General features: G+C 43.3%; 24 protein-coding genes. 12 read left to right on the top strand and 12 right to left on the bottom strand.

The annotated features are described in order from the left end of the window. The first annotated feature begins 23 nt into the window (after positions 1 to 23). From OCV36_RS08920 to purT, 4 genes are all read left to right on the top strand, one after another. A complete protein-coding gene (locus tag OCV36_RS08920; RefSeq protein ID WP_135454856.1) occupies positions 24 to 395 on the top strand; it encodes a CidA/LrgA family protein in 372 nt (123 codons plus the stop codon). A 2-nt stretch (positions 396 to 397) separates the two neighbouring features. Next, on the top strand, positions 398 to 1,075 hold the full coding sequence (locus tag OCV36_RS08925) for an LrgB family protein (RefSeq protein WP_010441230.1): 678 nt from the start codon (positions 398 to 400) through the stop codon (positions 1,073 to 1,075). Positions 1,076 to 1,559: 484 nt separating this feature from the next. Continuing rightward, positions 1,560 to 2,447, top strand: a complete 888-nt coding sequence (cdd, locus tag OCV36_RS08930) for a cytidine deaminase (RefSeq protein WP_017075119.1) — start codon at positions 1,560 to 1,562, stop codon at positions 2,445 to 2,447. Positions 2,448 to 2,614: 167 nt separating this feature from the next. Then, positions 2,615 to 3,790: a formate-dependent phosphoribosylglycinamide formyltransferase gene (gene purT, locus OCV36_RS08935; protein ID WP_135454857.1), complete on the top strand. Its 1,176-nt coding sequence runs from the start codon at positions 2,615 to 2,617 to the stop codon at positions 3,788 to 3,790. A 201-nt stretch (positions 3,791 to 3,991) separates the two neighbouring features. Here the strand turns inward: purT and OCV36_RS08940 are convergent, their stop codons facing one another. After that, entirely contained in the window at positions 3,992 to 4,645 is a 654-nt protein-coding gene (locus OCV36_RS08940; protein ID WP_135454861.1) for a thiopurine S-methyltransferase, read from the bottom strand. A 323-nt stretch (positions 4,646 to 4,968) separates the two neighbouring features. On the opposite strand from OCV36_RS08940, the gene OCV36_RS08945 reads away from it, so the two are divergent. Continuing rightward, positions 4,969 to 5,745: a RelA/SpoT domain-containing protein gene (locus OCV36_RS08945; RefSeq protein ID WP_017075122.1), complete on the top strand. Its 777-nt coding sequence runs from the start codon at positions 4,969 to 4,971 to the stop codon at positions 5,743 to 5,745. Positions 5,746 to 5,963: 218 nt separating this feature from the next. On the opposite strand, the gene OCV36_RS08950 is transcribed toward OCV36_RS08945, so the two are convergent. The 6 genes from OCV36_RS08950 to OCV36_RS08975 form a co-directional block, all read right to left on the bottom strand. Further along, complete coding sequence (locus OCV36_RS08950; RefSeq protein WP_135454863.1) at positions 5,964 to 6,401, bottom strand: c-type cytochrome; 438 nt, start codon at positions 6,399 to 6,401, stop codon at positions 5,964 to 5,966. Further along, positions 6,401 to 6,853: a cytochrome C gene (locus OCV36_RS08955; protein ID WP_237297379.1), complete on the bottom strand. Its 453-nt coding sequence runs from the start codon at positions 6,851 to 6,853 to the stop codon at positions 6,401 to 6,403. The genes OCV36_RS08950 and OCV36_RS08955 overlap by 1 nt, the downstream gene beginning before the upstream one ends. Before the next feature lie 17 nt (positions 6,854 to 6,870). After that, positions 6,871 to 8,097 carry a sulfite oxidase gene (locus OCV36_RS08960; protein ID WP_135454865.1) on the bottom strand — a complete coding sequence of 409 codons (1,227 nt, stop codon included), beginning with the start codon at positions 8,095 to 8,097 and terminating at the stop codon, positions 6,871 to 6,873. Then, complete coding sequence (locus OCV36_RS08965; RefSeq protein ID WP_372195664.1) at positions 8,094 to 8,318, bottom strand: c-type cytochrome; 225 nt, start codon at positions 8,316 to 8,318, stop codon at positions 8,094 to 8,096. Before OCV36_RS08965 ends, OCV36_RS08960 begins: the two co-directional genes overlap by 4 nt. 438 nt (positions 8,319 to 8,756) lie before the next feature. Continuing rightward, the gene (gene ihfA / locus OCV36_RS08970) at positions 8,757 to 9,053 is read right to left on the bottom strand and encodes an integration host factor subunit alpha (protein WP_004734853.1); all 297 of its coding nucleotides are present in this window, start codon (positions 9,051 to 9,053) and stop codon (positions 8,757 to 8,759) included. Between the two features lie 461 nt (positions 9,054 to 9,514). Then, complete coding sequence (locus tag OCV36_RS08975) at positions 9,515 to 10,246, bottom strand: SDR family NAD(P)-dependent oxidoreductase (RefSeq protein WP_135454867.1); 732 nt, start codon at positions 10,244 to 10,246, stop codon at positions 9,515 to 9,517. A gap of 128 nt (positions 10,247 to 10,374) precedes the next feature. On the opposite strand from OCV36_RS08975, the gene OCV36_RS08980 reads away from it, so the two are divergent. The 5 genes from OCV36_RS08980 to OCV36_RS09000 all read left to right on the top strand — a co-directional run bounded on the left by OCV36_RS08980 (position 10,375) and on the right by OCV36_RS09000 (position 14,887). After that, entirely contained in the window at positions 10,375 to 11,133 is a 759-nt protein-coding gene (locus OCV36_RS08980; protein WP_135454869.1) for a helix-turn-helix domain-containing protein, read from the top strand. 194 nt (positions 11,134 to 11,327) lie between these two features. After that, entirely contained in the window at positions 11,328 to 11,837 is a 510-nt protein-coding gene (locus OCV36_RS08985) for a Fur family transcriptional regulator (protein ID WP_135454870.1), read from the top strand. A gap of 60 nt (positions 11,838 to 11,897) precedes the next feature. Further along, complete coding sequence (locus OCV36_RS08990; protein WP_135454872.1) at positions 11,898 to 13,283, top strand: dihydroorotase; 1,386 nt, start codon at positions 11,898 to 11,900, stop codon at positions 13,281 to 13,283. Positions 13,284 to 13,320: 37 nt separating this feature from the next. Beyond that, positions 13,321 to 13,881 (top strand): LbetaH domain-containing protein, encoded by a 561-nt coding sequence (locus OCV36_RS08995; protein WP_135454874.1) that lies wholly within the window; start codon positions 13,321 to 13,323, stop codon positions 13,879 to 13,881. Next, entirely contained in the window at positions 13,871 to 14,887 is a 1,017-nt protein-coding gene (locus OCV36_RS09000) for a CobW family GTP-binding protein (protein ID WP_135454876.1), read from the top strand. The genes OCV36_RS08995 and OCV36_RS09000 overlap by 11 nt, the downstream gene beginning before the upstream one ends. A 128-nt stretch (positions 14,888 to 15,015) precedes the next feature. On the opposite strand, the gene OCV36_RS09005 is transcribed toward OCV36_RS09000, so the two are convergent. Both OCV36_RS09005 and OCV36_RS09010 read right to left on the bottom strand, forming a co-directional pair. Further along, a complete protein-coding gene (locus OCV36_RS09005) occupies positions 15,016 to 15,888 on the bottom strand; it encodes an aspartoacylase (protein WP_135454878.1) in 873 nt (290 codons plus the stop codon). Between the two features lie 265 nt (positions 15,889 to 16,153). After that, positions 16,154 to 17,068 carry an EamA family transporter gene (locus tag OCV36_RS09010; RefSeq protein WP_135454880.1) on the bottom strand — a complete coding sequence of 305 codons (915 nt, stop codon included), beginning with the start codon at positions 17,066 to 17,068 and terminating at the stop codon, positions 16,154 to 16,156. A gap of 104 nt (positions 17,069 to 17,172) precedes the next feature. Between OCV36_RS09010 and OCV36_RS09015 the strand changes: the two genes are divergently transcribed. After that, on the top strand, positions 17,173 to 18,561 hold the full coding sequence (locus OCV36_RS09015; protein ID WP_135454882.1) for an aminotransferase-like domain-containing protein: 1,389 nt from the start codon (positions 17,173 to 17,175) through the stop codon (positions 18,559 to 18,561). Between the two features lie 215 nt (positions 18,562 to 18,776). Further along, complete coding sequence (cqsA, locus tag OCV36_RS09020; protein ID WP_135454884.1) at positions 18,777 to 19,958, top strand: alpha-hydroxyketone-type quorum-sensing autoinducer synthase; 1,182 nt, start codon at positions 18,777 to 18,779, stop codon at positions 19,956 to 19,958. Positions 19,959 to 20,244: 286 nt separating this feature from the next. On the opposite strand, the gene OCV36_RS09025 is transcribed toward cqsA, so the two are convergent. The 3 genes from OCV36_RS09025 to OCV36_RS09035 form a co-directional block, all read right to left on the bottom strand. Further along, entirely contained in the window at positions 20,245 to 22,293 is a 2,049-nt protein-coding gene (locus OCV36_RS09025; RefSeq protein WP_135454886.1) for an ATP-binding response regulator, read from the bottom strand. Between the two features lie 417 nt (positions 22,294 to 22,710). Next, positions 22,711 to 23,898, bottom strand: coding sequence for an alpha/beta hydrolase (locus OCV36_RS09030; RefSeq protein WP_135454888.1), 1,188 nt, complete (start codon positions 23,896 to 23,898; stop codon positions 22,711 to 22,713). A 37-nt stretch (positions 23,899 to 23,935) separates the two neighbouring features. Continuing rightward, the gene (locus OCV36_RS09035; protein WP_245300899.1) at positions 23,936 to 24,811 is read right to left on the bottom strand and encodes an SDR family NAD(P)-dependent oxidoreductase; all 876 of its coding nucleotides are present in this window, start codon (positions 24,809 to 24,811) and stop codon (positions 23,936 to 23,938) included. Positions 24,812 to 24,919 lie beyond the last annotated feature (108 nt).

A 24,919-nucleotide genomic window follows, 5' to 3' on the forward strand; every position in this document is an offset into this window, starting at 1 on the left:
TCATTATCAAGAGATGTGACACTTTGAAAGAAAGATTGATCAAACTCGTTTACTGCTTAATCTCCTTCACCTTAATTATAGGTGCACTCACAGCAGGTAACGCGTTACAGCACTTATTGGATACCTCAATCCCAGGCAGTATTTTTGGCATGTTGATTTTGTTTGCTGCCATGGTGGTTGGTATTGTTCCTGAGCACTGGGTACAGCCCGGTGCAAGCTTGATTATTCGTTTAATGATCTTATTGTTTGTCCCTATCAGTGTCGGACTCATGGATCATTTTGACATGCTTATCGCGAATGCATTACCCATTATGGCAAGTGCCGTTGGTGGTACGCTGATCGTGCTAGTTTCTTTATCATGGTTTTTAGACCGCTTGCTTTCGAGAGGTCAATAATCATGTGGATTCTACTGACTATTGTAGTGTTCTTGTTTGCTCGTTGGGTAAGCCAAAAAGTTAATTCGCCGTTTTGTAATCCTCTGCTCATCAGTATTGGCATCATCATTCCAATTCTGTTGTTTTTCAAAGTACCTTTTGAAACCTATTACGCAGACAACACTTGGATTACCTACATGCTTCAACCTGCGGTAGTGGCACTTGCCTTCCCTTTATATGAGCAGTTACCTCAAATCAGATCCAACTGGCGCATCATCACGTTTGCTTGCACGCTAGGCAGTGTGATGTCTATGACCACAACCGCACTGATCGCCGTGGCTTTTAAAGCGGATTTAAGTTTGATCGCGAGTTTGTTGGGTAAGTCGGTCACCACACCGATCGCGATGGAAGTCTCAAGCCATTTAGGTGGCGAAGCGGCAATTGCCGCGATTCTGGTACTTATTGTCGGTTTGTTCGGAGCAATTTTTGCTTACCCTATCTACAATTTGATCGGTATTAAGAGCCCTATCGCACGAGGTTTAACCATGGGCACAGTATCGCATGCTTTGGGAACGGCAACTTGCGCTGAAAAGAACCCACAAGATGCGGCATTCAGTTCCCTAGCTTTAGTACTTTGTGGCGTAATTACCTCGATTATTGCACCGACCATATTTTCTATCGTGGTTTGGATCTACGCTTAAGCTAGTAACTAGCAACTAATAGCTAATAGCTAATAGCTAATAACTAATAACTAATAACTAATAACTAATAACTAATAACTAATAACTAATAACTAACAGCTTACGTTAATGGCCTACAATTTCAGTTAATGGCTGCAGCTTAACCTAATGGTTTACAACTTCAGCTAATGGCTTCAGTTTAAGCTAATAGACTGGGACTTAAGCTTTAAAAACATCCAATGAGCCCAAGCGAAACTCTGAGCATTTCAGTGTCTGTTTGGGCTTTTTGTTCTCATTTGTTCATCAATTTCCAGCTAAACGCACCCAATTTCAGACAGCAAATGCGATATCAAGGGCAGTTTTTGTCCTTGCAATCGATTTCATCTGTGACCTCACTCTAATTATGCAAACCAATGTAACAACAACAATGCAATAGTGATCATTGTCACAGAAAAATCCTGAGTATTGCATAGAATTAAAGCCTAAGGTCAATTAAGGATTCAACATGAACAGTCGTATTACCCTGGCGCTGGAAAGTGCTCCAACATCAATGAAAGCGCTTTTGAGTGACATCGTATTAGCAGACAACTTTGACGCCACTATTTCTAAAGAGCAGTTTCAAAGCTTACTGGATGCAAGCGGCCTTTCTGATAAAGAAGCTCGCCTAGCTTTACTGCCAATCGCAGCAGCATACTCTTATGCACCGCTTTCTGAATTCTATGTTGGTGCCATCGTGCGTGGTCTATCTGGTCGCCTGTACTTCGGTGCAAACTTGGAAATTGCAGGTGCACAACTTGGTCAAACAGTTCATGCTGAACAATCAGCCATCAGCCACGCTTGGATGAAAGGTGAAGAAGGCCTTTCTGATATCACGATCAACTTCAGCCCTTGTGGTCACTGTCGCCAATTCATGAACGAACTGACGACGGCAAAAGAACTTAAAGTTCAATTACCACAGCGTGATGAAATGTCACTGCAAGAATACTTACCAGACTCTTTCGGCCCTGCTGATTTGGGTATCACTACTGGCCTAATGACTAAGCTGGATCACCAGTACACGTCAGAAGAAACCAGCCCTGTTGTGGTAAGCGCACTAACAGCATTAAACCGTAGCCATGCGCCATATACTAAAAATCTAAGTGGCGTTTCGCTACAACTGACAACGGGTGAAATCTTTACGGGTGCATACGCAGAAAACGCGGCATTCAACCCGAGCCTACCGCCACTACAAGTCGCGCTTGTTCAACTTAAACTGGCTGGCTTCGATTTCGAACAGATCGAAAACGCTGCCTTAGTTGAAATTGCCGATGGTAGCATCAGTCACCTAGCCGATACTCAGTCTACGTTAGAAGCGATTAACCCCGATATTCCAGTGACTTACTTAGCAATTTAAGTACATGTAGTTAACAATATTTTAAATAAGCAGCTCTAATTTATAGAGCTGCTTTTTTTGTGCTTCTAATTCACGCCACAAACCGCGCAAACGTTTGCTTTTATCATTCAAATAAGTATGATCACCCCGTTTTCAATCAATCGTTCAAAAGATCGGAAGGAATTTCTATGTTTGGTACCGCTACTCGTGAAAATGCTACTCGTGTACTTCTATTAGGTTCAGGTGAACTCGGTAAAGAAGTTGCTATTGAGTGCCAACGTTTAGGTTTAGAAGTTATTGCATGTGACCGTTACGCTGATGCACCCGCTATGCAAGTCGCACATCGTAGCCATGTATTAGACATGTTGGATGGCGATGCACTACAAGCTGTCATTGAACTAGAAAAACCAGATTATGTGGTTCCAGAAATCGAAGCTATTGCCACCAGCAAGTTGGTAGAGATGGAAGCACAAGGCCTAAATGTAGTGCCTACGGCTAACGCGACTAAGTTAACGATGAACCGCGAAGGTATCCGTCGTCTAGCCGCAGAAGAGTTAAAACTGAGCACGTCTCCATACCGCTTTGCTGACACATTTGAAGACTTCGCTGCCGCTGTTGAATTCGTGGGCATGCCTTGCGTTGTTAAGCCAGTAATGAGTTCATCAGGCAAAGGCCAAAGCGTAATAAAAACACAAGACGATATTCAGAAGTCTTGGGATTACGCACAGGAAGGCGGTCGTACTGGCGCTGGTCGTGTAATCGTTGAAGGCTTTATCGATTTTGATTACGAAATCACGCTTCTAACCGTTCGCGCTGTTGATGGCGTTCACTTCTGTGCACCTATCGGTCACCGCCAAGAAGACGGTGATTACCGTGAATCATGGCAGCCTCAAGTGATGTCAGACAACGCACTTAAAACGGCGCAATACACCGCAGAACAAGTGGTTAATGCACTAGGTGGTCACGGTATCTTTGGTGTTGAACTGTTTGTTAAAGGCGATCACGTTATCTTCAACGAAGTATCCCCTCGCCCACACGATACTGGCTTAGTGACTCTGATGTCTCAAGACTCATCGGAATTCGCACTGCACGTTCGTGCTTTTACCGGGATGCCGATCAAATCAATTACTCAGTATGGCCCATGTGCATCTGCGGTTATTCTAGGCCAAGGCACTTCAACCAACATTCGTTTTGAAGGTCTTACAGAGGCGCTAGACGCACCACAAACTCAAGTTCGCTTGTTTGGCAAGCCTGACATCGATGGTCGTCGCCGCCTTGGTGTGGCGCTTACTCGTCGCAGCAGTACAGAAACAGCAATTGAAGATGCGATTGAAAGTGCGTCAAAAGTAAAAGTGATTTACTAGCTGTTAATTACCATTTTCTAGCTAATGACTACTAGACTACTAATTGGCAACGACTAACTCAGAATTGAACAATTACGGTTTCACACCTAAACAATCATGTATTCAAATCTGAACAATAAAAAGACGGGCTACTGAGCCCGTCTTTTTATTGTTATCATCTTTTATATTGAAAGGATCTTTTCGCTTGAGAGCTAACTGAGCTTACGCTTCAGATTCAATCAAATACACTTCTTCACTAAATCGAGACAAGCCTTTCTTCGCAATCTTAGGGTGTTTATCGTTTGCGATATCTTGATTCAACAGCGTGATCTTATAACCTGCGAACAACTGATCAATCTCTAGTTTAGGTACGCTAAACGGAGGCCCCGCCATCTCGCTTTGATCGTAATCTAGCGTCACAAGTAAAATCTTGCCGCCTGGCTTTAACCGTTGCTTTAGGCGTTCTATATATTGCACGCGCATCTCAGCAGGCAAAGCAACCAAAGAGGCACGATCATAGATAATATCGACAGGTCGAATCGGCGCTGAGAAGTAATCGCCAGTGTAAACACTCAGCTCATCGAATTGATAAAGCTCATGTTGGCCACTAATCCGAGTCACGGTCGGTGTATATAAATGCTCAGAGAAAAATGCTCGAACCGCGATCTGGCTTAATTCGACACCTTGAACGTCTTCATGCTTCGTCGCTAACCAAATCAGATCTTCACTCTTACCACATAGAGGCACGAACACACTCTTCTCGTAGCTAGGCTCAGTCTTTTTCCAAAATTCAATCAGAAGTGGGTTCACATCTTCAAGGTGGAAGCCAATTTGGTTGGCTGCCCATTTATTGTGCCAAAATTCAGGATTATTCATCTTTCGTTCATGTTAAACAGTCATAATGCAAGGGTACAGTATAGAAAGGTAAGAGCAACCTTACCTTGGTTTAAAGTTCGCCTTGCTCCCGCTAAAAGTTAAACACTGGCTGAGTTCAAAATTCTTAAAACCGGGGAACAAACGCTTGAATTATTTGTCTATATGTTCACATTTTAAAGCAATATTAAACGTTAGAGTTGGTTTCTGCCTTAGCTAACCCCATTTAATATGTAGTGAGTTTAGTTAAGCTGTTTTTACTCTTGTGCGTTACTGGTTACCCCTTTTGACTACCCGTTTTTGTAACCTTGTATTTTGGAGTTTGAATGAGTGTATTTCTCCGTACGACGGCCCTAATGCTTTTAGTATTGAGCCGAGCGCCTGCATTCGCAGCAGCACCTGTTTCAACAAGTTCAACTGATCAATCGCGCACTCCTGCGCAGAATCAAGTATCGTCAAACGTATTCCGTCACAGCCTAAGCGGCCTATACGGTATCAAAGCATTCGACTCACGTCCGACTCAGCCCTACACCGACTTCGACATTCTGTACAGCAAAGCGCACCAAGGCCAAGCTGAACTAGAAACTATCTGTAAAAGTACTGCCCTACTAACGAATTCTGAAGCGCTATTTGCTGGCGTTAAGTCTCAATCTCGTGCAGAAGAGAAAATCGAATTGGAACTGGATGGCGATGTCACAAGAATTACCGACTTAGCTCGTGCCACTATCATCGCAAATGATGTAGAGAGCTTGGTTGAAGTCTACGAAGCGCTAAGTCGCGAAGCAGACGTAGTGAAATTGAAAAACAAATTCAAATCTCCTGCTGATTCTGGCTACCGTGACCTTAACCTATTGGTTCGTTTGCCTAAGACCAACATCATTGCTGAGGTTCAACTTCACCTTAAAGCGATTGCAGATGTGAAAAGTGGTCCTGAACACGAACTGTATGAAATCATTCAAGGTATTGAGCGTCATGCCATTGCAGAAAAACGCCCAATCAACGATATCGAGGCGGCGCAAATCAATAGCCTTAGACGCCAATCTCTAGAGCTATACCAACAAGCATGGCAGCCGTACATCACTACTCACATTAAAGCGGCGTAAACTGTTTAGAACATAACTCAACACAAAATCAAAGGGCTGCATTAATTGCAGCCCTTTCTTGTCATTCTTACTCAAGCCAATCAATGCGCTAGTCTTGTTACTCAAATCTCTTACTAATCTACTAATCTACTTATCTACTTATCTACTTATCTACTTATCTACTTATCTACTTATCTACTTATCTACTTATCTACTTATGGCAGCCTACTGCTAGAGACCTATTGTTGAGAATATTCTTTAGACCGATTGTATAAATCCAACGGTTTCAAAGTACTGTAAAACTCCGCCGCGTCTTGAAGATCTTTATCCGATAACGATTTTACGACCGACTGCATGTACAAGTCTTGTCGACCATCACTCTTAAAATCACGCAGTTGTTTGAGAATATAACTCGCCTTTTGCCCTTTTATATTTGGGTAAGATTGAACGAAAGGAATAATTTTGTCGCCATGACATTGGCTACAAAGATTTTGAACCAATTTTTCACCAGCGGCCAAGTTTGGTAGGTAGGGTTCTGTTTCCTCCACCTTCACTTCAATCGTCGGAATGACATTTGTGCTCGCTTTAGGTGGTTCATCAGAGCACGCAGAAAGCGACATTGCGGCAATGGCAGGCGCCAAGAATATAGACAGCAATTTGAATGAATTTATCGTCATTACTGCTCTCCCGGCATCGGTGGCATTAACGTGCTATCAATAGGCTTACGGCGATACTTATTCATATCGATACCTTTTTCTTGATAATACGTACTCAAATAATCCAGTACCGGATCCCACGTATCTGAGAGATCCCACAAGCCTTGCGTGTCGACCATCCATTGGATGGTTTCTCGCCATTGCTCTCTGTTTCCGCTATTTTGAGCAACAATTAAACTGGTATGGCAAGCATTGCATTGACCATTAACAATCTCCCACCCCGGCGCCATAATCAAACCTGAAGCTTTATCGACACCGTAATATTCTTCCGGATTTTCAGGGACTTCATTAGCATGAACAAGCATCGACGTTAACAAACTGCACACCAATGCAGCTCTCATTATTCCTTTGCGATAACCGAGCTTTTCTCCATAACTAGCATTGGTGTGATTAAATTTTTCATGGATAAGCATCTGGGCAATAGACTTCATTACGACACTCTTACCGCAATACGATGACAGCCATTAAACAGATAACCTTTGGGATTCCATTGCGGTTGAACAACAGGTTGGCTGTCCCCCTCGCTATCCGTCGCTTTCGCCCAGATTTCGTAGTAGCCCGCCATAGGAAGATCAAGATCTGCTTCCCATTGTTGCCAAGCCCCTTTATTTACGGGCTTATTCAATTTGGCATCGTGCCAAGTCGTACCATAGTCGTAACTGACTTGCAGTTTCTCCACACTTCTCAATCCAGCCCAAGCGTGACCACTTACCGTCACCTTTTTGCCGAGTGAAAACTCAGTCCCGCTCTTTGGTGAAGTAATTAACGATTTGACGATCATCTCTTCAATAATTCTAAAATCTTTGTTATCGACCTTCTCACCCGGCGCTATCGGATGTTTTGGTACTTGATAAGCAGGTGCCGCCATTTTGTGACCGTCATGGATCTTGTTGCGAATACTAATACCCGTCGCACACTTTTGAGATACCGATGCAGGGCGTCCGCCAAATACCGTTCGCAGAGGATAACCATGAAGATATGGAATAGGCTCTCCATTCATTTCCCATGCAATTAAAGCGTTGTCGTTCATCGCAGCCGCAATAGGTACACCACGCGAGATGGCCTCTCCTTTGCCGCTTAAGTGTTTGTCAAATCCATGGTTACCCACATAGACAGCATCGCCTTTGATCTCACAGTCTTTAAGAACATCACTGAGCAAAACACCCGTCCATTGGGAACAGTAAACACCTGCATTGTTCCACTGATTGCCCTTTGTACTTGGGTAGAAATTATTGCGGCTATTACCACCACACTCTAAAACAAGGCTTTGAGTATGATGTTTGAACTTCGACTTCAGCTCTGCAATCGTATACGTTTTACTTTGTTTTACTGACTCGCCTTTGACTTCAAAAGTCCAAGTTTCTGGATGCATTGCGTTAAAATCTGGCATCAGACCATTCCAACGAACAAAAGGCACATCTGCTGGTGTTACTGCCGGAGCAAGCATACTTTCTGGCGGGTAAGCATTCAGAGGGTTGGTATTCAAAACGGTGTAGTAATCAGGCAGATCTTCTGCTTTCGCCCACGTCAACGCATTTACATCAACAGCATCCAAACCTTCAGGGCGGTTCGCAGCAAATACCCAAGAAACTGGCAATGCAGAAACTGCGGTTGCCGTCATTGCAGCTTTAAGAAACTGTCTTCTATCTAAACTCATTGCGGTGACCCTTTATGATTCAGTTTGTAAAAGTAATCGGCTAATTTCTCGATGTCTTCGTCAGATAATAGCTGCGCGACTTTTGACATCGTTTGATCGGTGCGTTTTCCACTTTTAAAATCTGACAATTGCTCAGTCAAATAGACTTTGTTTTGCCATTTCAAGTTGGGAATAGAAGGAAATGATGTGTCGTCAGTGCTGCCATGACACGCGATACACATGTTGGCAATTTGTTGGTATTCAGCTGCGTTACCAATAATCGGTAATAAGAGTAACACCCAAGTGATAGCGGCTTTTCGCACAGCCCCTCCCTAGATCCAGATCAATAAATTAGCTTGATCGATTATTAATTGGGCGCATTACAGCAAAAAGATTTAGGTATTTATATTCAATTAGAATTAACGCCTGTTCAGTTTATTTGAACGCTAGATCGAAAAATAAACACTTAAATTGACAGTGAGAATTAGAAAGAGTTAGGTATGTGTTTTGATAATGAATTGAGGGGGCACTAACCGAAAAGTCACTAATGAATCTAATGGCTAAGGATAGATATAGAGATAGAGATAGAGATAGAGATAAAGATAGAGGAAACAGTTTTAGCGTAGTTTAAAAGCCCATCAGAAACAAAAAGACCACGCTAGGCGTGGTCTATTGCTTAGCTACTTCTCGATTTTAATATTCTCGACTCGGGCCTTTAATTTTTGTCCCGGTCTAAAAGTAACAACACGTCGAGCAGAAATTGGAATGTCTTCACCAGTTTTCGGGTTACGACCTGGTCGCTCGTTTTTCTCGCGAAGATCAAAGTTACCAAAACCAGACAGTTTTACCTGTTCGCCATTTTCGAGTGCTTTACGAACTTCTTCGAAAAACACTTCAACCGTTTCCTTGGCATCCCGCTTGCTGTATCCGAGTGTTTCAAACAGGTTCTCAGCCAAATCGGCCTTCGTGAGTGCCATAAAACTTTCCTCAAAGCTATGTTAAACATTGCTACCATCGCCAGTAGCGCCAAAGCATTTACCCTATTCAATCAATGAGATAAGGTCATTTACAAGGAAAGTGTATGCCAAGCTTCTGATTTTCGCCAACTTTTTTATCTCAACTATTGAATTATTCTTTCAAATCAGAAAGATAACTCTCTTCGAATTTTACATATATGCTAAAAAACATCTACTTAACGGCCGCCAAATAGAGTTATAAACCATAAATGGCCTAATAAATAGAATTTAAAACTTTAGTTTTCTAAATATTAATTTCTGAGACTTTTCTCCTATATCTAATAAAATCAGCCACTTGATTTGATATCGAACTCAACAGAGGTTACTTAATAACCGTTATTAAATATGAGATTTGTATCATTTCAGAATTTAATTCGAATCGACATGAATAGTTTATGTCGACATAGTTTATGCCGACATCGCTAATATTGAACATGGCTAGTCGATGCTCCATCAACATACCAGTTAGCCCCCGAGACAAAACTCGCAACAGGGCTTGAAATAAAGGTGACTACATTGGCTACTTCTTCAGGGGTGGCTAAGCGACCCATTGGGTTTCTATCGATAACTTTCTGGAAAGTGTCCGGTGCTTCACGCTTACACCGCCCCCATAAACCATCAGCAATATATGTGTCTCCAGGCGAAACAGTATTAACTCTCACCTTACGAACGTAGGTCAAAGACAAGGATTTCATATAATGGGCAAGCGCGGCCTTCCCTGCTCCATAAGCATTGGCGTTACAAACTGTATATCCACTCGCTTTCGACCCAATATAGGTAATTGCAGCGTAACGCGACTCAAGCAATTTAGGTAAAACTAACGCAATGCCCTGTTGCGTGGCTGCAATGTCTTTTTGTAGAACATCTTCCCATTCATCAGAGAGTGCACTTACATTGGGAACAAAAATATCGATATTCGGAATTGACTCGATCCAAGCTTTCATTTGTACCAAATCATGAACATCGACCACTTTTCCGACAACTTGCTTTGACGCCTTTCCGAGTTGTTTAAGCAGCTTATCTATCCGATGTTGAGAACGGCCACAGAACCAAACATTCGCCCCTTCGTTAGCAAAGCCTTCAACTATTTTCGCCCCAATTCCACTAGAACCTCCAGTGACAACAACATTGATATTCCCTAACCTTAAATTCATCGCAACCTCTCAAATAGTATTGACTACCGAAAGGAAGTATCAAAAAAGATCGCTTATATTTCAAAGGGAATAATAAAAGTGACACTTTATGCTACCTTAGGTGTATGAAATAGCGATGGTATAGAGTAATGGACGCACTTGACGACGAAATTTGCACAACAATCAAACGCCATTTAAAAAAGGCAGGTATCTCTTATAAAGAAGTTTCAGAATTCACAGAATTTTCCGAAATAAGCATTAAACGATTGCTGAACGGCCATCAATCGCTCTCTATTTTGAAGTTACAAAAGATATGTCAACTAATTCAGCTTCCTCTATCAGCCATTATCACAGAAGCAGAAGAAGCATTAGCCTCGGTATCACTATTTACGGATGAGCAAGATGCAGCCTTCTGTAAAGAGCCGCCGTTATTTACTATTTTCCAAGATATTGTAAATGAAGGAGCAAACGCTCAACAGTTAATGGCCAGTTATGATTTAAACGAACCATCACTGCATATCTACCTCAGGAAACTTGAACAGTTAAAACTAATAACGATGTTATCTGACTTAAAATTCCACGTCATTGTGCCCACAAATACAGCTTTCTCTGAACAAGCGCAATTTAGCGTCACGTTCAAAAACCAAGTCATAGATGCATTAAAACAGGCCGTGCAATATATCGATGCACGTAACAAACAGGCTTACTTTATTACTGCCAGGCTTAGGCTGACCGAAGACGAATTTAAAGAATATAACGCTAAGCTTGAGGAGTTAATGTTAAAAACACTAAAGATTAGTCAGTCGCATAACCGAATGACTGAAGGAGTCAACGACTATGCCATTGTCGACATGGGCGCCAAGGGTATTTTCCACCCAACACTCAAAGCGCCAGTAAATTTGGTTTAAAAATTTCAGCATGCTCATTATTCCGTAAACCCTCGCCATGATTGCTTGGCGAGTCTTTTCATTACCTACCTCAGCCAAAACTAATATTCATCACCCTGAGTATTTATCCTCGACACCACAAAGAAAAAGTACGTTTCACACCTCAACTTGATATGTTATAACATATCAATATTATCATTAATTATGTAGATTGAATGAGAGACATTGAAGCGATCATTGAGCACGTAAAACAAGGCTGCAAAGCCAATGGCCAACAATTTACGGCAAAAAGACGATTGATATTGCGGGCATTGGTTCACACCGACAAAGCGTTGTCTGCGTATGAACTCGTTGATTATTGTAAAGAGCATTTTGACCAAAATGTTCAAGCGATGTCGGTTTATCGAGTGTTGGATTTTCTTGAACAGCAACACTTAGCGCACAAGCTACAAGTGTCCAACAAGTACATACTTTGCGACCATATTCTTTGCGAACATGAACACGGGATCCCTCAATTTTTGATTTGCTCTAAATGCGACAAGATCAGTGAGCAGACTATCAACCCTACCATTATTCAAGATCTTCAATCCCATGCAAAACAGGAAGGTTTTACCGTGGTCACGCCTCAACTAGAGATCAGTTGCGTGTGCGATGAATGTGGTGATGCAGAGGAACCCAGTACCAATACCAATACCAATACCAATACCAATACCAATAAAAGTTAACCCTTATCTCTTATACATATCTACTGCATAGAACGAACCAAAAGGAGAAATTGAAACGTTATGTCTGCAATGCTCATCAAAAATGCCCGCGTGGTTAATGAAGGCATCACCACCGAGACGGACTTATTAATCGTCGGCCAACGAATTGAACGGATCGCCAAGAACATAGCCCCAACACCAGACGATGAAATCATTGATGCCCAAGGTTGTTATCTGATTCCGGGAATGATTGATGACCAAGTTCACTTTCGCGAACCGGGGCTTACCCATAAAGGCTCAATCGCCACAGAGTCACGAGCTGCGGTTGCAGGCGGTATCACGAGTTATATGGAGATGCCGAACGTAAACCCTGCTACCACAACCATTGAAGCCTTAGAACGAAAATTTGAAATCGCATCACAAAGCTCACTTGCAAATTACTCATTTTATCTTGGGGCGACTGAAGACAATCTAGAACAGATCAAGCAACTCAACCCAGAACGACATTGTGGTGTAAAGGTGTTTATGGGCGCTTCAACGGGCGACCTGTTAGTTGAAGATCCTCAAGCGCTCAATGCCATCTTTCGTGATTCTCCCGTCCTTATTGTCACCCATTGCGAAAGCGGGCCGGTGATCGCTCAAAACCAAGAGCAATTAAGAAAAGAGAAAGACGTTTTCACGATTGAAGACCACCCTATTCTTCGAGACGACAAAGCTTGTTATGACTCTTCTTCTTACGCGATTGAACTAGCCAAAAAACACAACAGTCAACTTCATGTGCTGCACATCACGACAGCCAAAGAACTGGCTCTGTTTGACGAAGGGTCAATTCAAGACAAACGTATTACGGCAGAAGCTTGTGTGCACCATTTGTGGTTCACCAACAAAGACTACGCCGTCTTAGGAAACCAAATCAAATGTAATCCTGCCATTAAATATCCAAATGATCGCGACGCGCTGTTAGCGGCATTAAGCACCGGCCAAATCGACATCATCGCCACTGATCACGCTCCACATACATGGGATGAAAAACAAGTTCCTTATGAGCAAGCACCGGCTGGCTTACCCTTAGTACAACACGCCCTGCTGAGCCTATTTGACCATGTGCGATTGGGCACAATGACCGTCGCTCAAGTTGTCGAGAAAACCGCGCATAATCCGTCTATTCGTTATGCGATACAAAAGCGCGGCTTTATTCGCGAAGGCTATTACGCCGACCTAGTCTTGGTTGATCCGCAAGCTCCAACCTTGGTCAGCAATAAAAACAGCTTGTATCAATGTGGGTGGTCACCATTCGCAGGACACAAATTCTCTGCTCAGATTAAGCATACATGGGTAAACGGAACCAAGGTGTATAGCAATCCAGGGTCAACAGACAACAATACACATACCACTCATGTACATGTACCAAATGAGACTCCAAACGAAATGCCAACTTCAGCAATGAGGCTGTCATTCAAACGCTAATTCAACAGTCATTACCCATCAACATAAAGAAATCAATATGTTAAGAAGAAATCCAAACGGCCATATGCCAGAAGTCTCGGAGACCGCTTTCATTGACCCAACGGCCATTATCTGTGGCAAGGTCATCATTGAAGATAACGTGTTTATTGGCCCTTACGCCGTTATTCGTGCTGACGAAGTCAATGAACAAGGCGATATGGAAGCCATAGTGATTAAGCGCGATACCAATATTCAAGACGGTGTGGTTATTCACTCAAAAGCCGGTGCTGCCGTCACTATTGGTGAACGTTCATCGATCGCCCATCGTTCTATCATTCACGGTCCTTGTGAAGTCAGTGATGACGTATTTATCGGTTTCAACTCCGTCGTGTTTAATGCCTTTATAGGCAAAGGCTGTGTAATTCGCCATAACTGCGTGGTAGACGGGCATGACTTGCCCGAGAGCTTCCACGTACCACCGATGACCAATATTGGTTCAGGGTTTGATTTGAATAACATCTCAAAGGTACCACCTGAATATTCGGCGTTTTCAGAATCGGTGGTTTCAGCCAACCATACCCTTGTGCAAGGTTATCGGAGAATTGCCAATGAGCTCTGATAAAAAGCCTATCTTGGGTATTCCAACCAATATCATTACCGGCTTTCTCGGCGTGGGTAAAACCACTGCGATTCTCAACCTAATGAAGAATAAGCCCGCTGATGAAAACTGGGCTATTTTGGTGAACGAATTTGGAGAAATTGGCGTTGATGGCAGTTTGATCCAAGGGAACGACAGCAAACAACAAGTGTTTATTCGTGAAGTGCCTGGCGGCTGTATGTGTTGCGCGGCTGGTTTACCGATGCAGATCGCACTGAATCAACTGCTGTCTGAGGCAAAACCTGATCGCTTATTGATTGAGCCAACCGGGCTTGGTCACCCTAAAGAAGTGCTAGAAGTCTTGTCTTCAGAGCATTACCGCAAAGTCTTGTCACTGCAGAAGAACGTTACTTTGGTTGATGCCCGTAAGCTTTCTGACACACGCTATTCTGAACACGATACCTTCAATCAGCAAATCACTATTGCCGATACCATCGTGGGTAATAAAGTCGATCTCTACAAAAGTGGCGATGCAGAAAAACTGGCTGAGTACGTCGCGCAGGTTTGTCACCCAGACACCAAGCTAATATTTGCCCATCACGGTAAGATCCCTTCAGACGAGTTTGATGGAAACACCAGCTTTTACCATCATCAAGCTCATGGGCACCATCATCATCATCATCATCATCATAAGCAAGATAAGCCACTCGCTTCAGAATTACCGATGCCAGAGAGCGGTATGATAAAGGCGAGCAACCAAGGTGAAGGATTTGAAAGTGTGGGTTGGCGATTTTCACCCGAAAAACAGTTTGACCACCAGCGCTTACGAAGCTTTTTAGTGGGCTTGAAAGCGGAACGAATGAAAGCGGTGTTCATTACACAAAGTGGTATCTTCGGTTACAACTTAACAGAAGATGGTTTGACGGAGTCGGAACTGGATGATTGTCTTGAAACAAGAATCGAAGTGATCGGACATAACATCGACAATGGCTTAGAAAGCCAACTGCTCGCGTGCTTGGTTAACTGATTAAGCGCGTAGCAAAACACTGATGATCCAAATTACTCATGAGTGCAACGAATCGCGGCACTCATGAGTTTTGCGAACAGTTAACTGATTATTAGATTAACTGTTTAATCGATTAACTTATCAACGGACTAACTGACCGAAACTAACCGCTTCTCGGCCAATGCCATCGCAATGTTCGCTTTGGCGTAAGCACTCTCATTAATGAAGTGTGGATAGATATCTTGTTCGCGTTCCCAAGAAACATCATAACCAAAGAAAGTCGCAAGCAACGGCTCCCCTTGCTTCACTACTTCGAAGTCTCGGCCACATATTTTCGGGTGCACCGTAGCGATTCGCATACCGTCTTGATCGAGCGGTACATTCACCTCTTCAACATAGAAAAACGCACTGTAGTCTTTCAACTCTTTAATCTGTTTAAGGTTATGCTTCTCTACGTAATCGAGTACGGCAGTCAGCATTTGTTTCATCAATGTGAGCGTCTCGAACTTGAGCGAACCATGCGCTTGAGCCCCGACTTCGATCATCACACCATGCTTCCCTGCGGTGCAAAGGTATGGCTGCTCATCCCATGGCTTTCTGTCTTCAAACAAAATGTTGGCCTCAGGCATTCGCTGCTTCACATACGCGCCCATTTTTTGATAGAAAACATCATTGGAAAGCAAGATTAACGTCGCCCCCATATTGCTGGTCGTGTTGTGTAAATCCACGATCAACTGCTGCTCTCTGCTTGCGTGTCTATCTATAAACTGTCGTGCGGCTGTGTACTCAGCTAAGCCTGAAGTGTCGTCGTTGTTAGCATTAGAAAACTGACGATTTAGGTCCTTATCAACATATCGGACGTTCTGCTCTACCGCTTTAGGGTTTGCGATAACAGGATGGGTCGAAAACGTTGAACGATCGGCGGCATACAAACGCTCTTTGATGAGTTTGTTTAAATAGATTCCTGAGAGCTCATTACCGTGTGTTCCTGCAACCAGTAAGACTTGATTAATGTTGTCCATATCATTGATTTCCAAATATCGAAAGTGCAAGTCATCCTTGCTTTATTGTTACGATATAACATAACAATAAAGCAAGCATTTCTCCAGAACACTTCATAATCAGGCACTAGGTAGTCCTAAATAGACACGAGAATTCAATATTGCAACGATAACTCATGGTGAAAAATGCATACACAAAGGCCCCGCAATTGCGAAGCCTTAGTTTTTATTCAACACTGTAGTTTCAATGATTAGTCTACATCATGCTTCTTTGCAGTGAATCACATCACAACGGCTTAACAAGCTTTCCGTTATCCTCTGCGCTATCCGGTATTTTGGTACTCAAGGTCTTCGCAGGTTTCACGATCAAACCAATCCCGACTAAGAACAATACTGATGCGACAACTTGGGCGACTGACAGTACTTCGTCATACATAAAGTAACCACTGATCAATGCGAAGATTGGCACAAGCAAGGTTAACGGTGCGGTCGTGCTTAACGGATATTGGATCAACAACTTATTCCACACCCAGTAACCAAATAGCGTGGTTGGGTAAGCCTGAAACAACACGGCAATCGTAGTGTTCCAATCCCACTTTTCAATCCCCTGCCAAATAATCTGATCGCCATGCAACATAGCAGCAAACAACACCAATGGAACTGGCGCAAACAACATTCCCCACACGTTAAACGCAAAAGCCTGAGTCGTTTTAGATGCCTTAACAATCACACCCATTAAGGTCCAACTACACGCTGCAATCATGATCAAAATCACGCCATTAACAGTGACATTACCCGTCGCTGCTGATACCAATACCGCGAGTGCACACATCGCCAACATTGCGCCAATCAGCTTACGAACTGAAGCCGCTTCCTTGAAAACCCATACCCCCACCGCCATGCCAATTAATACGTTGGTTGAAAGCAGCACCGATGACAGCCCTGAAGACAAGCCTGCCGTGATAGACCACGAAGCCATACCCCAGATGCCAACACCAAACACAAAGCCATAACTCATTAGATAGCGCCAAGCGACATTAGGCTTTGCGACGAAAAAGATCACTGGAATTACCGCCAAAGTAAAACGTGCCGCCGTTGCTAATAAAGGATGGACATTGGTCACACCCATTTTGATCATCGAGAAATTGAATCCCCAAATTGCCATGACAAACACAGCTAACAACAAATCATTTCTTTTCATGCTCACTCCTCTTTTATTTTGAATGAGTATCCCTTGATCAATAAAACCAGTACAGATACAATTTTTACAATAAAAACCAGTACAGTTAGAGATAGGTCGTATCGATGAGTATCTACAGAAAGCTTGCGAATCAGTTTATTGATGAGATTGAAGCAGGAAAAAGGCCCGAAGGTGGGCGTATGCCTTCGCTGCGCCAGTTAGCTAAACAACAAGCCATCAGCATGTCGACCGTAGTGAGCTGTTACCAAGAATTAGAATCACAGGGTTGGATCCATTCACGCCCACAGGCGGGCTATTTTGTCTCGCCTCACAAGCCTTCTCACTCCACGCCGGAATGGGCACAGTTTGAAAGCAAGGTTTCCCGAGTTAGACAAACTTCATCGACTCACAACTCAATCAATGGGCCTTTAGGGGTCTCCAGCACCACCAATGATGAACAATCGATTGTTGAACTAGAACGCAGCTTTCGTCGCTCAATCAAACGGATGGGCAGCAGGCTCAATCATTATCCTGATACACAGGGTGAGCCGATGTTACGACAGGCGCTTTCTACCCATTTCGCCAAACTCGATCTGCACTTCGCGCCCGAGGATATGGTAATAACTGCTGGTTGTATGTCGGCCATTAAAGCGGCTCTGGAATCGTGTACCAAAGAAGGCGACACGATTGCGATAAGCTCCCCTTGCTTCAATGGAATACTAGAACTGCTGGGAAGAATGTCGCGCAAGATCATCGAGATCCCGTCTTTAGATGACGGTGTCGACCTACAACAACTGGAAGCCCATCTTAAAAACAAACAGGTTGATGCTGCGATATTCTGCACGTCACATATGAATCCTCAAGGGATCAATATGTCAGCCCACCAAAAACAAAAACTCGCTGAGTTAGCTAACCAATATCAAATCCCGATCATTGAAGATGATGTGTATTTAGAGCTTTCCTATTCCTCGCATACCCCGCTACCTGCAAAATATTATGACAAAGGTGGTTATGTATTATGGTGCGGTTCAGTGTCTAAGAGCCTCTCACCAAGCTATCGGTTAGGGTGGTGTTTACCCGGCAGATACATCGATGAATACAAGGCTCAGTTCTCGGCAGCTAATTATGGTGTTGCTCTGCCCACGCAGCTTGCTGTCGCTGACTTTATTGAATCAGGCCAATACGCTAAACATGTCAGAAGAAGGTGTACTCAGCTCCTTTCATTAAGGCAGCAATACTTGAGCTATTTAACCCAACACCTTCCTCAAGGCGTGAAAATCAGTAATCCTCAAGGTGGAATGGTGTTGTGGTTACAGATCCCAAGCCTTGATCAACACGCTTTCTCGGAAGGTATCGTTCATCAACAGATAGATATCCGACTTGGACAACTCTTCAGTACGCTAGACCTGTATGGCAACTGCCTGCGTATCAATATGGGTTATTCCATCGAAGGGCAAACAAAGCAGCAATTGGACGGTTTAATTCAGCTTATCCACCAATATTCAGACGCGTAATCCGTATAACTTTTTGCGAAAAACGGTGATTATTCTTAATACAAAACCAAGTTAGAATTCCGAACCGTAAGGAATTCAAATCACCTTAAAACCCTTAAATACCGAGTTTGCAAGGGTGTGCAAAATTATGCAACTTGACTAATGACAGCTCATTTATTTTCTTCAATATATCTCCCGTCAGCGCTGGCGTTTTTTGTATTCGAAGAGAACTTATTATGAGTGATAAATCTAAAAACAAACCACTACCTTCCTTTATTGAAGAACGCTTGAACTTTTATATTCAAGATCTCATTACACAAAACGAAAGCCAAAGGCACTTGGTATTGGGGAAACGCCCTAGCCATGATGCTGTGGTTATGCAAAGCAACGATTACCTCGCTTTGTCGCATAATAAACAGATACAAACAGCGCATCGGGATGCGATTTCAGAGCACGATGATAATGTGGTGATGTCTGCCATCTTCTTGCAAGATGAACAGTCTAAACCTGCATTTGAAACCGAGCTCGCTAACTTTGTGGGAATGGAAAGCTGCTTGCTTTCTCAATCAGGTTGGGCGGCTAACATTGGCTTACTGCAAACGATCTGCCCTCCTAACACGCCTGTGTATATCGACTTTTTTGCACACATGTCCTTATGGGAAGGTATTCGTGCTGCTGGCGCGACGGCCCACCCTTTTATGCACAACAACATGAATCATCTGCGTAAACAGATTCAACGCTATGGTTCAGGTGTGATTGTGGTCGACTCGGTCTACAGCACCATTGGTACGATTGCCCCACTACGCGACATCTACGAAATGGCGCAAGAATTTGATTGTGCATTGGTCGTCGATGAATCCCACTCATTAGGCACTCATGGTTTAAATGGTGCAGGTTTGGTTCAAGCTTTAGGACTGACCAACAAAGTGGATTTCATTACCGTCAGCTTGGCCAAAACCTTTGCCTATCGTGCCGGTGCCATTCTAGGCCCTAAGCGATTGTCAGAGACGCTACCTTTTGTTGCTTACCCCGCTATTTTTAGCTCTACCGTGTTGCCACAAGAAGTCATTCGCTTAGAGAAGACATTGGAGGTCATTAAAGACTCTGATGACAAGCGAGACATCTTGTTCAAACGCGCTAAAGCACTCACTACGGGACTAAAGCGAATCGGTTTTAGCATTCGCAGTGAATCTCAAATAGTGGCGTTAGAGTGTGGCAGTGAAAGCAACACTGAGCGTGTGCGTGACTTCCTAGAGGAACGTGACGTTTTTGGTGCTGTATTCTGTCGGCCCGCGACTGGGAAAAACAAAAACATCATCCGCTTTTCGGTAAATGCAGACATGACTCCACGCGACATCGATCATGTTCTCACGGTGTGTCACGAGGCCTTTAATCATTCTGGCTTAGAGTTTGTTTAGATAATTGGAGTTTGTGCAAAGGGTTAGAATTCATGTAGACAGTTAGAGTTCATGTAGGCCGTTAGCTCGTGTAAACAGTTAGATCTCGAGCACATAGTTAGTTCATGTAAACGGTTAGCTCTTGTAAACAGTTGGCTCGTGTAAATGCATGGAATTAATATAAACAGCCACAACAACCAATTAAAAACGGCAGGACGGAATGGAAGCTATCATGTCTCGATACAAAAAGAGCCCAGCATCTCGCTGAGCTCTTTCTTATTGTCTTATCTGTTTTGAAAACTGAAAGCTAAATCCACAGCGCGATTTTATCGAACAGTCGGTTCTTATCTGCTGGTTTAACAATGAAATCAGACATACCGGAAGAATCCATCTTCTCCAAGGTGACAGGAGAACTGTCTCCAGTATGCGCAATGATCGGCACGGATGAGTACGCTTTATTAGCACTTCGAATGCGGCGAGAAGCTTCAACACCATCCATAATTGGCATCTCAATATCCATCAGGATCAAGTCGATATCATCGGTATCCAACGCATCTAGCGCCTGCTGACCATCCTCTTTCTGAATCACATCAAAGCCCTGTTTTTCCAAAAGCATCGCAGTAAAACGACGTAAGGATTCGTTGTCATCAACCACCATAATGGTGCGTTTGATCGTGGTATCTAAAGGCTTTGCGGACGTGGTTGGTATCACGTAACTCGAATCAAACAGCAAGCGATCGATGGTAAGTTGAGTATTCAAAAGCCACGCTTGTGTTTCAACCCAGATAGGCTCGAAAGAAACGTTACGGACGCGTTTAACCGGATGATTTTCGAACAAATAGACAATTCGTGATTCTGTGAATGAAAGCAAAGACTCAATTTTATCAAGGCAACTGGCTCTTAAATCTAAGCTCTCCATATCGACAAAGATCAGGTCGAACTCAAATTGATACTCTTTTTTATTAAGTGTCGACGCAACATCTAAGACCGTCAACTCAAACCCCATCGTGCGAGCCAATTCCTTGGCTTTGGTGATCAGTATGTTTTGCTCACTCACTATCAACACGTTCTTTAACTTGGTCAGTTCACTCTTAATATCTTTAACTGTGCTTGAAGTCAGTACGGGGAAAACCATTGTAAACTGAGTCCACTCATCCACTTCAGACTGACATTTAATTTCGCCACCAAATGAGCTCATTACCTTTTGGCAAAATGGTAAACCCAAGCCATAGTTGCCCGATTTACCCGTAGTATAGAAATCTTGGAAAATGCGGCGAATGACATCACTTGGAATACCAGAACCGTTATCTGTCACTACGATTTGATTGACGATATCATCACTTTGCATCGTGACATGAATATGAAAATCTTCTGGACTTCGGTGATGGAACGCATTCTTGAACAAGTTGTACATCACATACTTCAATAGCGTATCGCTTCCTAAGAAACTGAATTCACTCTTCACATCCAGAGATATCGCCTGTCTATCGAATGCACGCTTGTAGTTAAAGCTTTCTATCGCATCCTCGACCACCGTTTTCGCTGAATGCTTTTTAAAGGTAGAACGCGAAACGCGATTTTCATCAATGGAGGTCAATAACAGATCAATGGTCTCGTTCCCTGAATGAATGATATCCATCGCCTCGTCACCCACTTCACGAAGTTGTCTCACCTCTTGATCGCTCAGCTCATATTGTACTTTGTGCTGACCGACTTTTGGGTTCGGCAATATAGATTGCATTACATCTATAGACGTCAGTAAGCCACTTAAAGGATTTCGCATTTCATGCGCAATACCCGCGCCAAAAGACTTTGCCAACGACACCTTGGCTTCGTGCTCTACCTGGTTTCGGAAATAGAATAAGTTGCCGAACAAGTAGATAAACAAAAAGATAGGCACATGCGTCCAGTCCATCGAGAGTTCGAGATAAAAACCTTGAGCCACCCATGCACCCAATGTTGCGATGGCGATTCCAGCAAAGGTCTGTGCGAACATCACCTTTGTCACATGGACCAACAAGATATGTAGGAAAATGGCTGACATGAACGACATAACCCAAACGTTGGACCAATTGTTCATTAATAGCATGTAGAAAAAGAAACACGGCAAGCAGAGTGTGATAGCGACTTGATAATAAGCCGGTAGGTATTTCCGTAACTCAAACGGCGCACGATTACGATAAATAATTCCGAAGAATAATACCGAACATACCAAGCGCAACGTTAGGTTTTCATAAGACTGGGGGAACAGAAACTCCCAAACAACATAGTAGATTGGGAAGCCGATAAGGCCCATCCAACCCACTAAGGTAAGATTTGGTTCTGCGTACTGATAAACTTTACGAATTGCGTTCATACGGAATACTTTGTTAACTAAGCCCTAACGTTTACAAATTCTATGATTTAATTTTTATTCTTATATTTTGTCACGGATTATATTACACATCACCGCCGAGCAATGAGGTTTCAATCAAATATATATCAAGGTTTTTGCTTTTAAACTTGAATTTAGGGTCCGTGTAAATACTGATAAAAGTAACAAGACACTTTAGCCGATACAATAACCATCTTCCCTATCTAATAGAGCAACCAACTTTAAGTGTGAATCCGTTTCCTTCCAATTTGCGCTTGCTGGGCCCGCAATCAATAGCAGCGGCAATAGCAGCGGCAATAGCAGCGGCGGTAATAACAATAGCAACAGCAACAGCAACAGCAACAGCAACAATGCAGGGTACAGTCTTTGATATATTTTAGTGTCCTTCTAATATCGACTTTATAGGGCAGTGATAGATTTGGCGTAATCCAACATTTGGTCAAAATATGGATTGTAGGTTAGCCTCGCATGAATTTTCCCTTCTTCCTTGTATCCCCAAGCGGAATACCACGGTTCATCACTATTTAAACAAGCTTCATAATCAAGAGGATCGGTACTGTTATGGAACATTTGGAATTGACCATTAGCGCCATAATAGAAATTGTCTTCACGGTATAACAAGCTCATGTGAGAGAAGTTACTGATGCGTTTTGACGGTACACGACTGTCGAAATGAACAACGCGTTTATCTAGCGTATCGGGTTTATCTCCAAACCAAATGAATCGACTGTTTGCGTTGGTAAACTGCGTTTCAAACAGTTTAAGGACTTCATTAACATTAACGACGCTGTCATCTTGAGTGACGGCTAAAAATGCAGGTCTGTCGAAAGGCTTGCTTTCTAGAGATTGTTGAACCTCGTAACTACTCCAGTAATACTGCGCGAAGCCGTTCAAAGGCACGCTATTGTATTTCATTTGATTGCTGTGATTTTGCGGGTCACCTTGGAACACCCAATCCACAAATAGAGCGCCAGCAGGCGCAAGGAAATCAATATCACTGTCAGATTTAAAGGCAGGAGAAAACAGATACAGAGCCTCTATGCTTGAGTTGCTATTTGCATAATCCGTCACCAAATTTGCACCAGTAGAGAACCCAGCTAAGGAGACTTCCAGCCCCTCTCTCTGCATAATTTCGACTTGATTTTTAACCGTGTTTTTCCAGTCAGATATACTTATAGGTACCAAATCGGCGGGACGACTACCATGCCCGGGAAGCAAAACACTACGTACTAAGTAACCTTCATTGGCGAACTCTTGGGCAACATCGACAAAAGACCAAGGAGAGTCGCCCAGACCATGCACAAAAATGATGCCCTTTTTCAGTGTGTTTGCTTGGTTTGGAGATATTTCAAAAGGGGTATTATAAGAAAGCTCCGCCGCATGATCGTCTTGCAAAAACACGCGATTCTCTTCAAGCCAAGTTTGAACGGTTTGTTGATACTCTAGAAACGAGTCAAACTGTTGCACTGGAAACGCACTAGTAGACGTGTCATAGAGTGGATGATCATATTCCTGCTCGCTGCTAATACATCCAATCAGCAATAAAGCACAACCCATGAGCACAAGAGCATTGAACTTGTATTTCATAAAAATATTAACCTTAATGTATAACGAAACTTCATTTCTATTTTCCAGATAACTTAATGTCACACGCTTGCAAGTATGGTGCGGCAATCGATTCAAGTTGGTCCCACAGCTTCCTAGAACCAGATCCATCACAACCAGGATCATTCTCCGGTAAGTCAACTAAGCCAAACACATTGTGCCAATAACTTCCTCTTGGAAGATCTTGTGTCGCACCAATCAGAGAGGAGTGAGAACCTTGCTCTTCCGACACAAGCTGTTTAGTGCGAAACCATGCAAGAAACCCTTTTTTGCTGCCAGCAAAACCACTGGCAACCACACCGGGATGAACCGCGATTGGATGAATATTTGGGTAACGCTCTGATAACTCCCGCACTTGCCATAAATTGCCCAGCTTGCTTCGTGAATAAGCACTGGATGTGCAATCAAAAGGGATGTCAGCCGCACACTCATTTGCCAGAATGTAAATATCTCCGCTGGTGATCACCAGGCGAGCATCGTCAACCAACATATTTTTCTGCATAAGGAGTCGGTAAAGGATGTGATGGCCTAACACATTGACTGAAAATGTTTTTTCATAGCCGGAAGGTGAGATTTCAGCCTTTTTAGACACCAGCCCGGCGTTACAAATGACAATATCGAATGGCGTCTCCCCCAGCTGTTCTACAGCATTGACAATACTCTTAGGATCCGCAAGATCCATATAGATTGATTCGGCATGAAGGATGTCATCCGTCGCATCCGACAAGCCTCTCGCCAACGACGTCACCCTCGCACCTTTAGCAAGTAAAGAACGAGTAATGAACTCACCAATGCCAGCGGCTCCGCCCGTTACAAGTACCCTTTTCCCATCAAGCCGTGGTAACTCAGGGCAAGCATGATGTTTTCTTTTCTGTCCAATAATGACCGATATCACTCGGCGGTGCCGGCCCTTAGGGGGACGACTTGCAATCAAACTTAGCGGCATAGTGATGATCCTGATAGACTCGATAATAACAAATGACAATTTACAATAAATGTCATT

It is taken from the genome of Vibrio echinoideorum (assembly GCF_024347455.1).
In the GTDB taxonomy this organism is placed as follows: domain Bacteria; phylum Pseudomonadota; class Gammaproteobacteria; order Enterobacterales; family Vibrionaceae; genus Vibrio; species Vibrio echinoideorum.

Excerpts from the sequence above, each read along its gene's own strand:
- OCV36_RS08925 (WP_010441230.1), top strand. The coding sequence starts at position 398 with ATGTGGATTCTACTGACTATTGTAGTGTTCTTGTTTGCTCGTTGGGTA.
- cdd (WP_017075119.1), top strand. The coding sequence starts at position 1,560 with ATGAACAGTCGTATTACCCTGGCGCTGGAAAGTGCTCCAACATCAATG.
- purT (WP_135454857.1), top strand. The coding sequence starts at position 2,615 with ATGTTTGGTACCGCTACTCGTGAAAATGCTACTCGTGTACTTCTATTA.
- OCV36_RS08940 (WP_135454861.1), bottom strand. The coding sequence starts at position 4,645 with ATGAATAATCCTGAATTTTGGCACAATAAATGGGCAGCCAACCAAATT.
- OCV36_RS08945 (WP_017075122.1), top strand. The coding sequence starts at position 4,969 with ATGAGTGTATTTCTCCGTACGACGGCCCTAATGCTTTTAGTATTGAGC.
- OCV36_RS08950 (WP_135454863.1), bottom strand. The coding sequence starts at position 6,401 with ATGACGATAAATTCATTCAAATTGCTGTCTATATTCTTGGCGCCTGCC.
- OCV36_RS08955 (WP_237297379.1), bottom strand. The coding sequence starts at position 6,853 with ATGCTTATCCATGAAAAATTTAATCACACCAATGCTAGTTATGGAGAA.
- OCV36_RS08960 (WP_135454865.1), bottom strand. The coding sequence starts at position 8,097 with ATGAGTTTAGATAGAAGACAGTTTCTTAAAGCTGCAATGACGGCAACC.
- OCV36_RS08965 (WP_372195664.1), bottom strand. The coding sequence starts at position 8,318 with ATGTGTATCGCGTGTCATGGCAGCACTGACGACACATCATTTCCTTCT.
- ihfA (WP_004734853.1), bottom strand. The coding sequence starts at position 9,053 with ATGGCACTCACGAAGGCCGATTTGGCTGAGAACCTGTTTGAAACACTC.
- OCV36_RS08975 (WP_135454867.1), bottom strand. The coding sequence starts at position 10,246 with ATGAATTTAAGGTTAGGGAATATCAATGTTGTTGTCACTGGAGGTTCT.
- OCV36_RS08980 (WP_135454869.1), top strand. The coding sequence starts at position 10,375 with ATGGACGCACTTGACGACGAAATTTGCACAACAATCAAACGCCATTTA.
- OCV36_RS08985 (WP_135454870.1), top strand. The coding sequence starts at position 11,328 with ATGAGAGACATTGAAGCGATCATTGAGCACGTAAAACAAGGCTGCAAA.
- OCV36_RS08990 (WP_135454872.1), top strand. The coding sequence starts at position 11,898 with ATGTCTGCAATGCTCATCAAAAATGCCCGCGTGGTTAATGAAGGCATC.
- OCV36_RS08995 (WP_135454874.1), top strand. The coding sequence starts at position 13,321 with ATGTTAAGAAGAAATCCAAACGGCCATATGCCAGAAGTCTCGGAGACC.
- OCV36_RS09000 (WP_135454876.1), top strand. The coding sequence starts at position 13,871 with ATGAGCTCTGATAAAAAGCCTATCTTGGGTATTCCAACCAATATCATT.
- OCV36_RS09005 (WP_135454878.1), bottom strand. The coding sequence starts at position 15,888 with ATGGACAACATTAATCAAGTCTTACTGGTTGCAGGAACACACGGTAAT.
- OCV36_RS09010 (WP_135454880.1), bottom strand. The coding sequence starts at position 17,068 with ATGAAAAGAAATGATTTGTTGTTAGCTGTGTTTGTCATGGCAATTTGG.
- OCV36_RS09015 (WP_135454882.1), top strand. The coding sequence starts at position 17,173 with ATGAGTATCTACAGAAAGCTTGCGAATCAGTTTATTGATGAGATTGAA.
- cqsA (WP_135454884.1), top strand. The coding sequence starts at position 18,777 with ATGAGTGATAAATCTAAAAACAAACCACTACCTTCCTTTATTGAAGAA.
- OCV36_RS09025 (WP_135454886.1), bottom strand. The coding sequence starts at position 22,293 with ATGAACGCAATTCGTAAAGTTTATCAGTACGCAGAACCAAATCTTACC.
- OCV36_RS09030 (WP_135454888.1), bottom strand. The coding sequence starts at position 23,898 with ATGAAATACAAGTTCAATGCTCTTGTGCTCATGGGTTGTGCTTTATTG.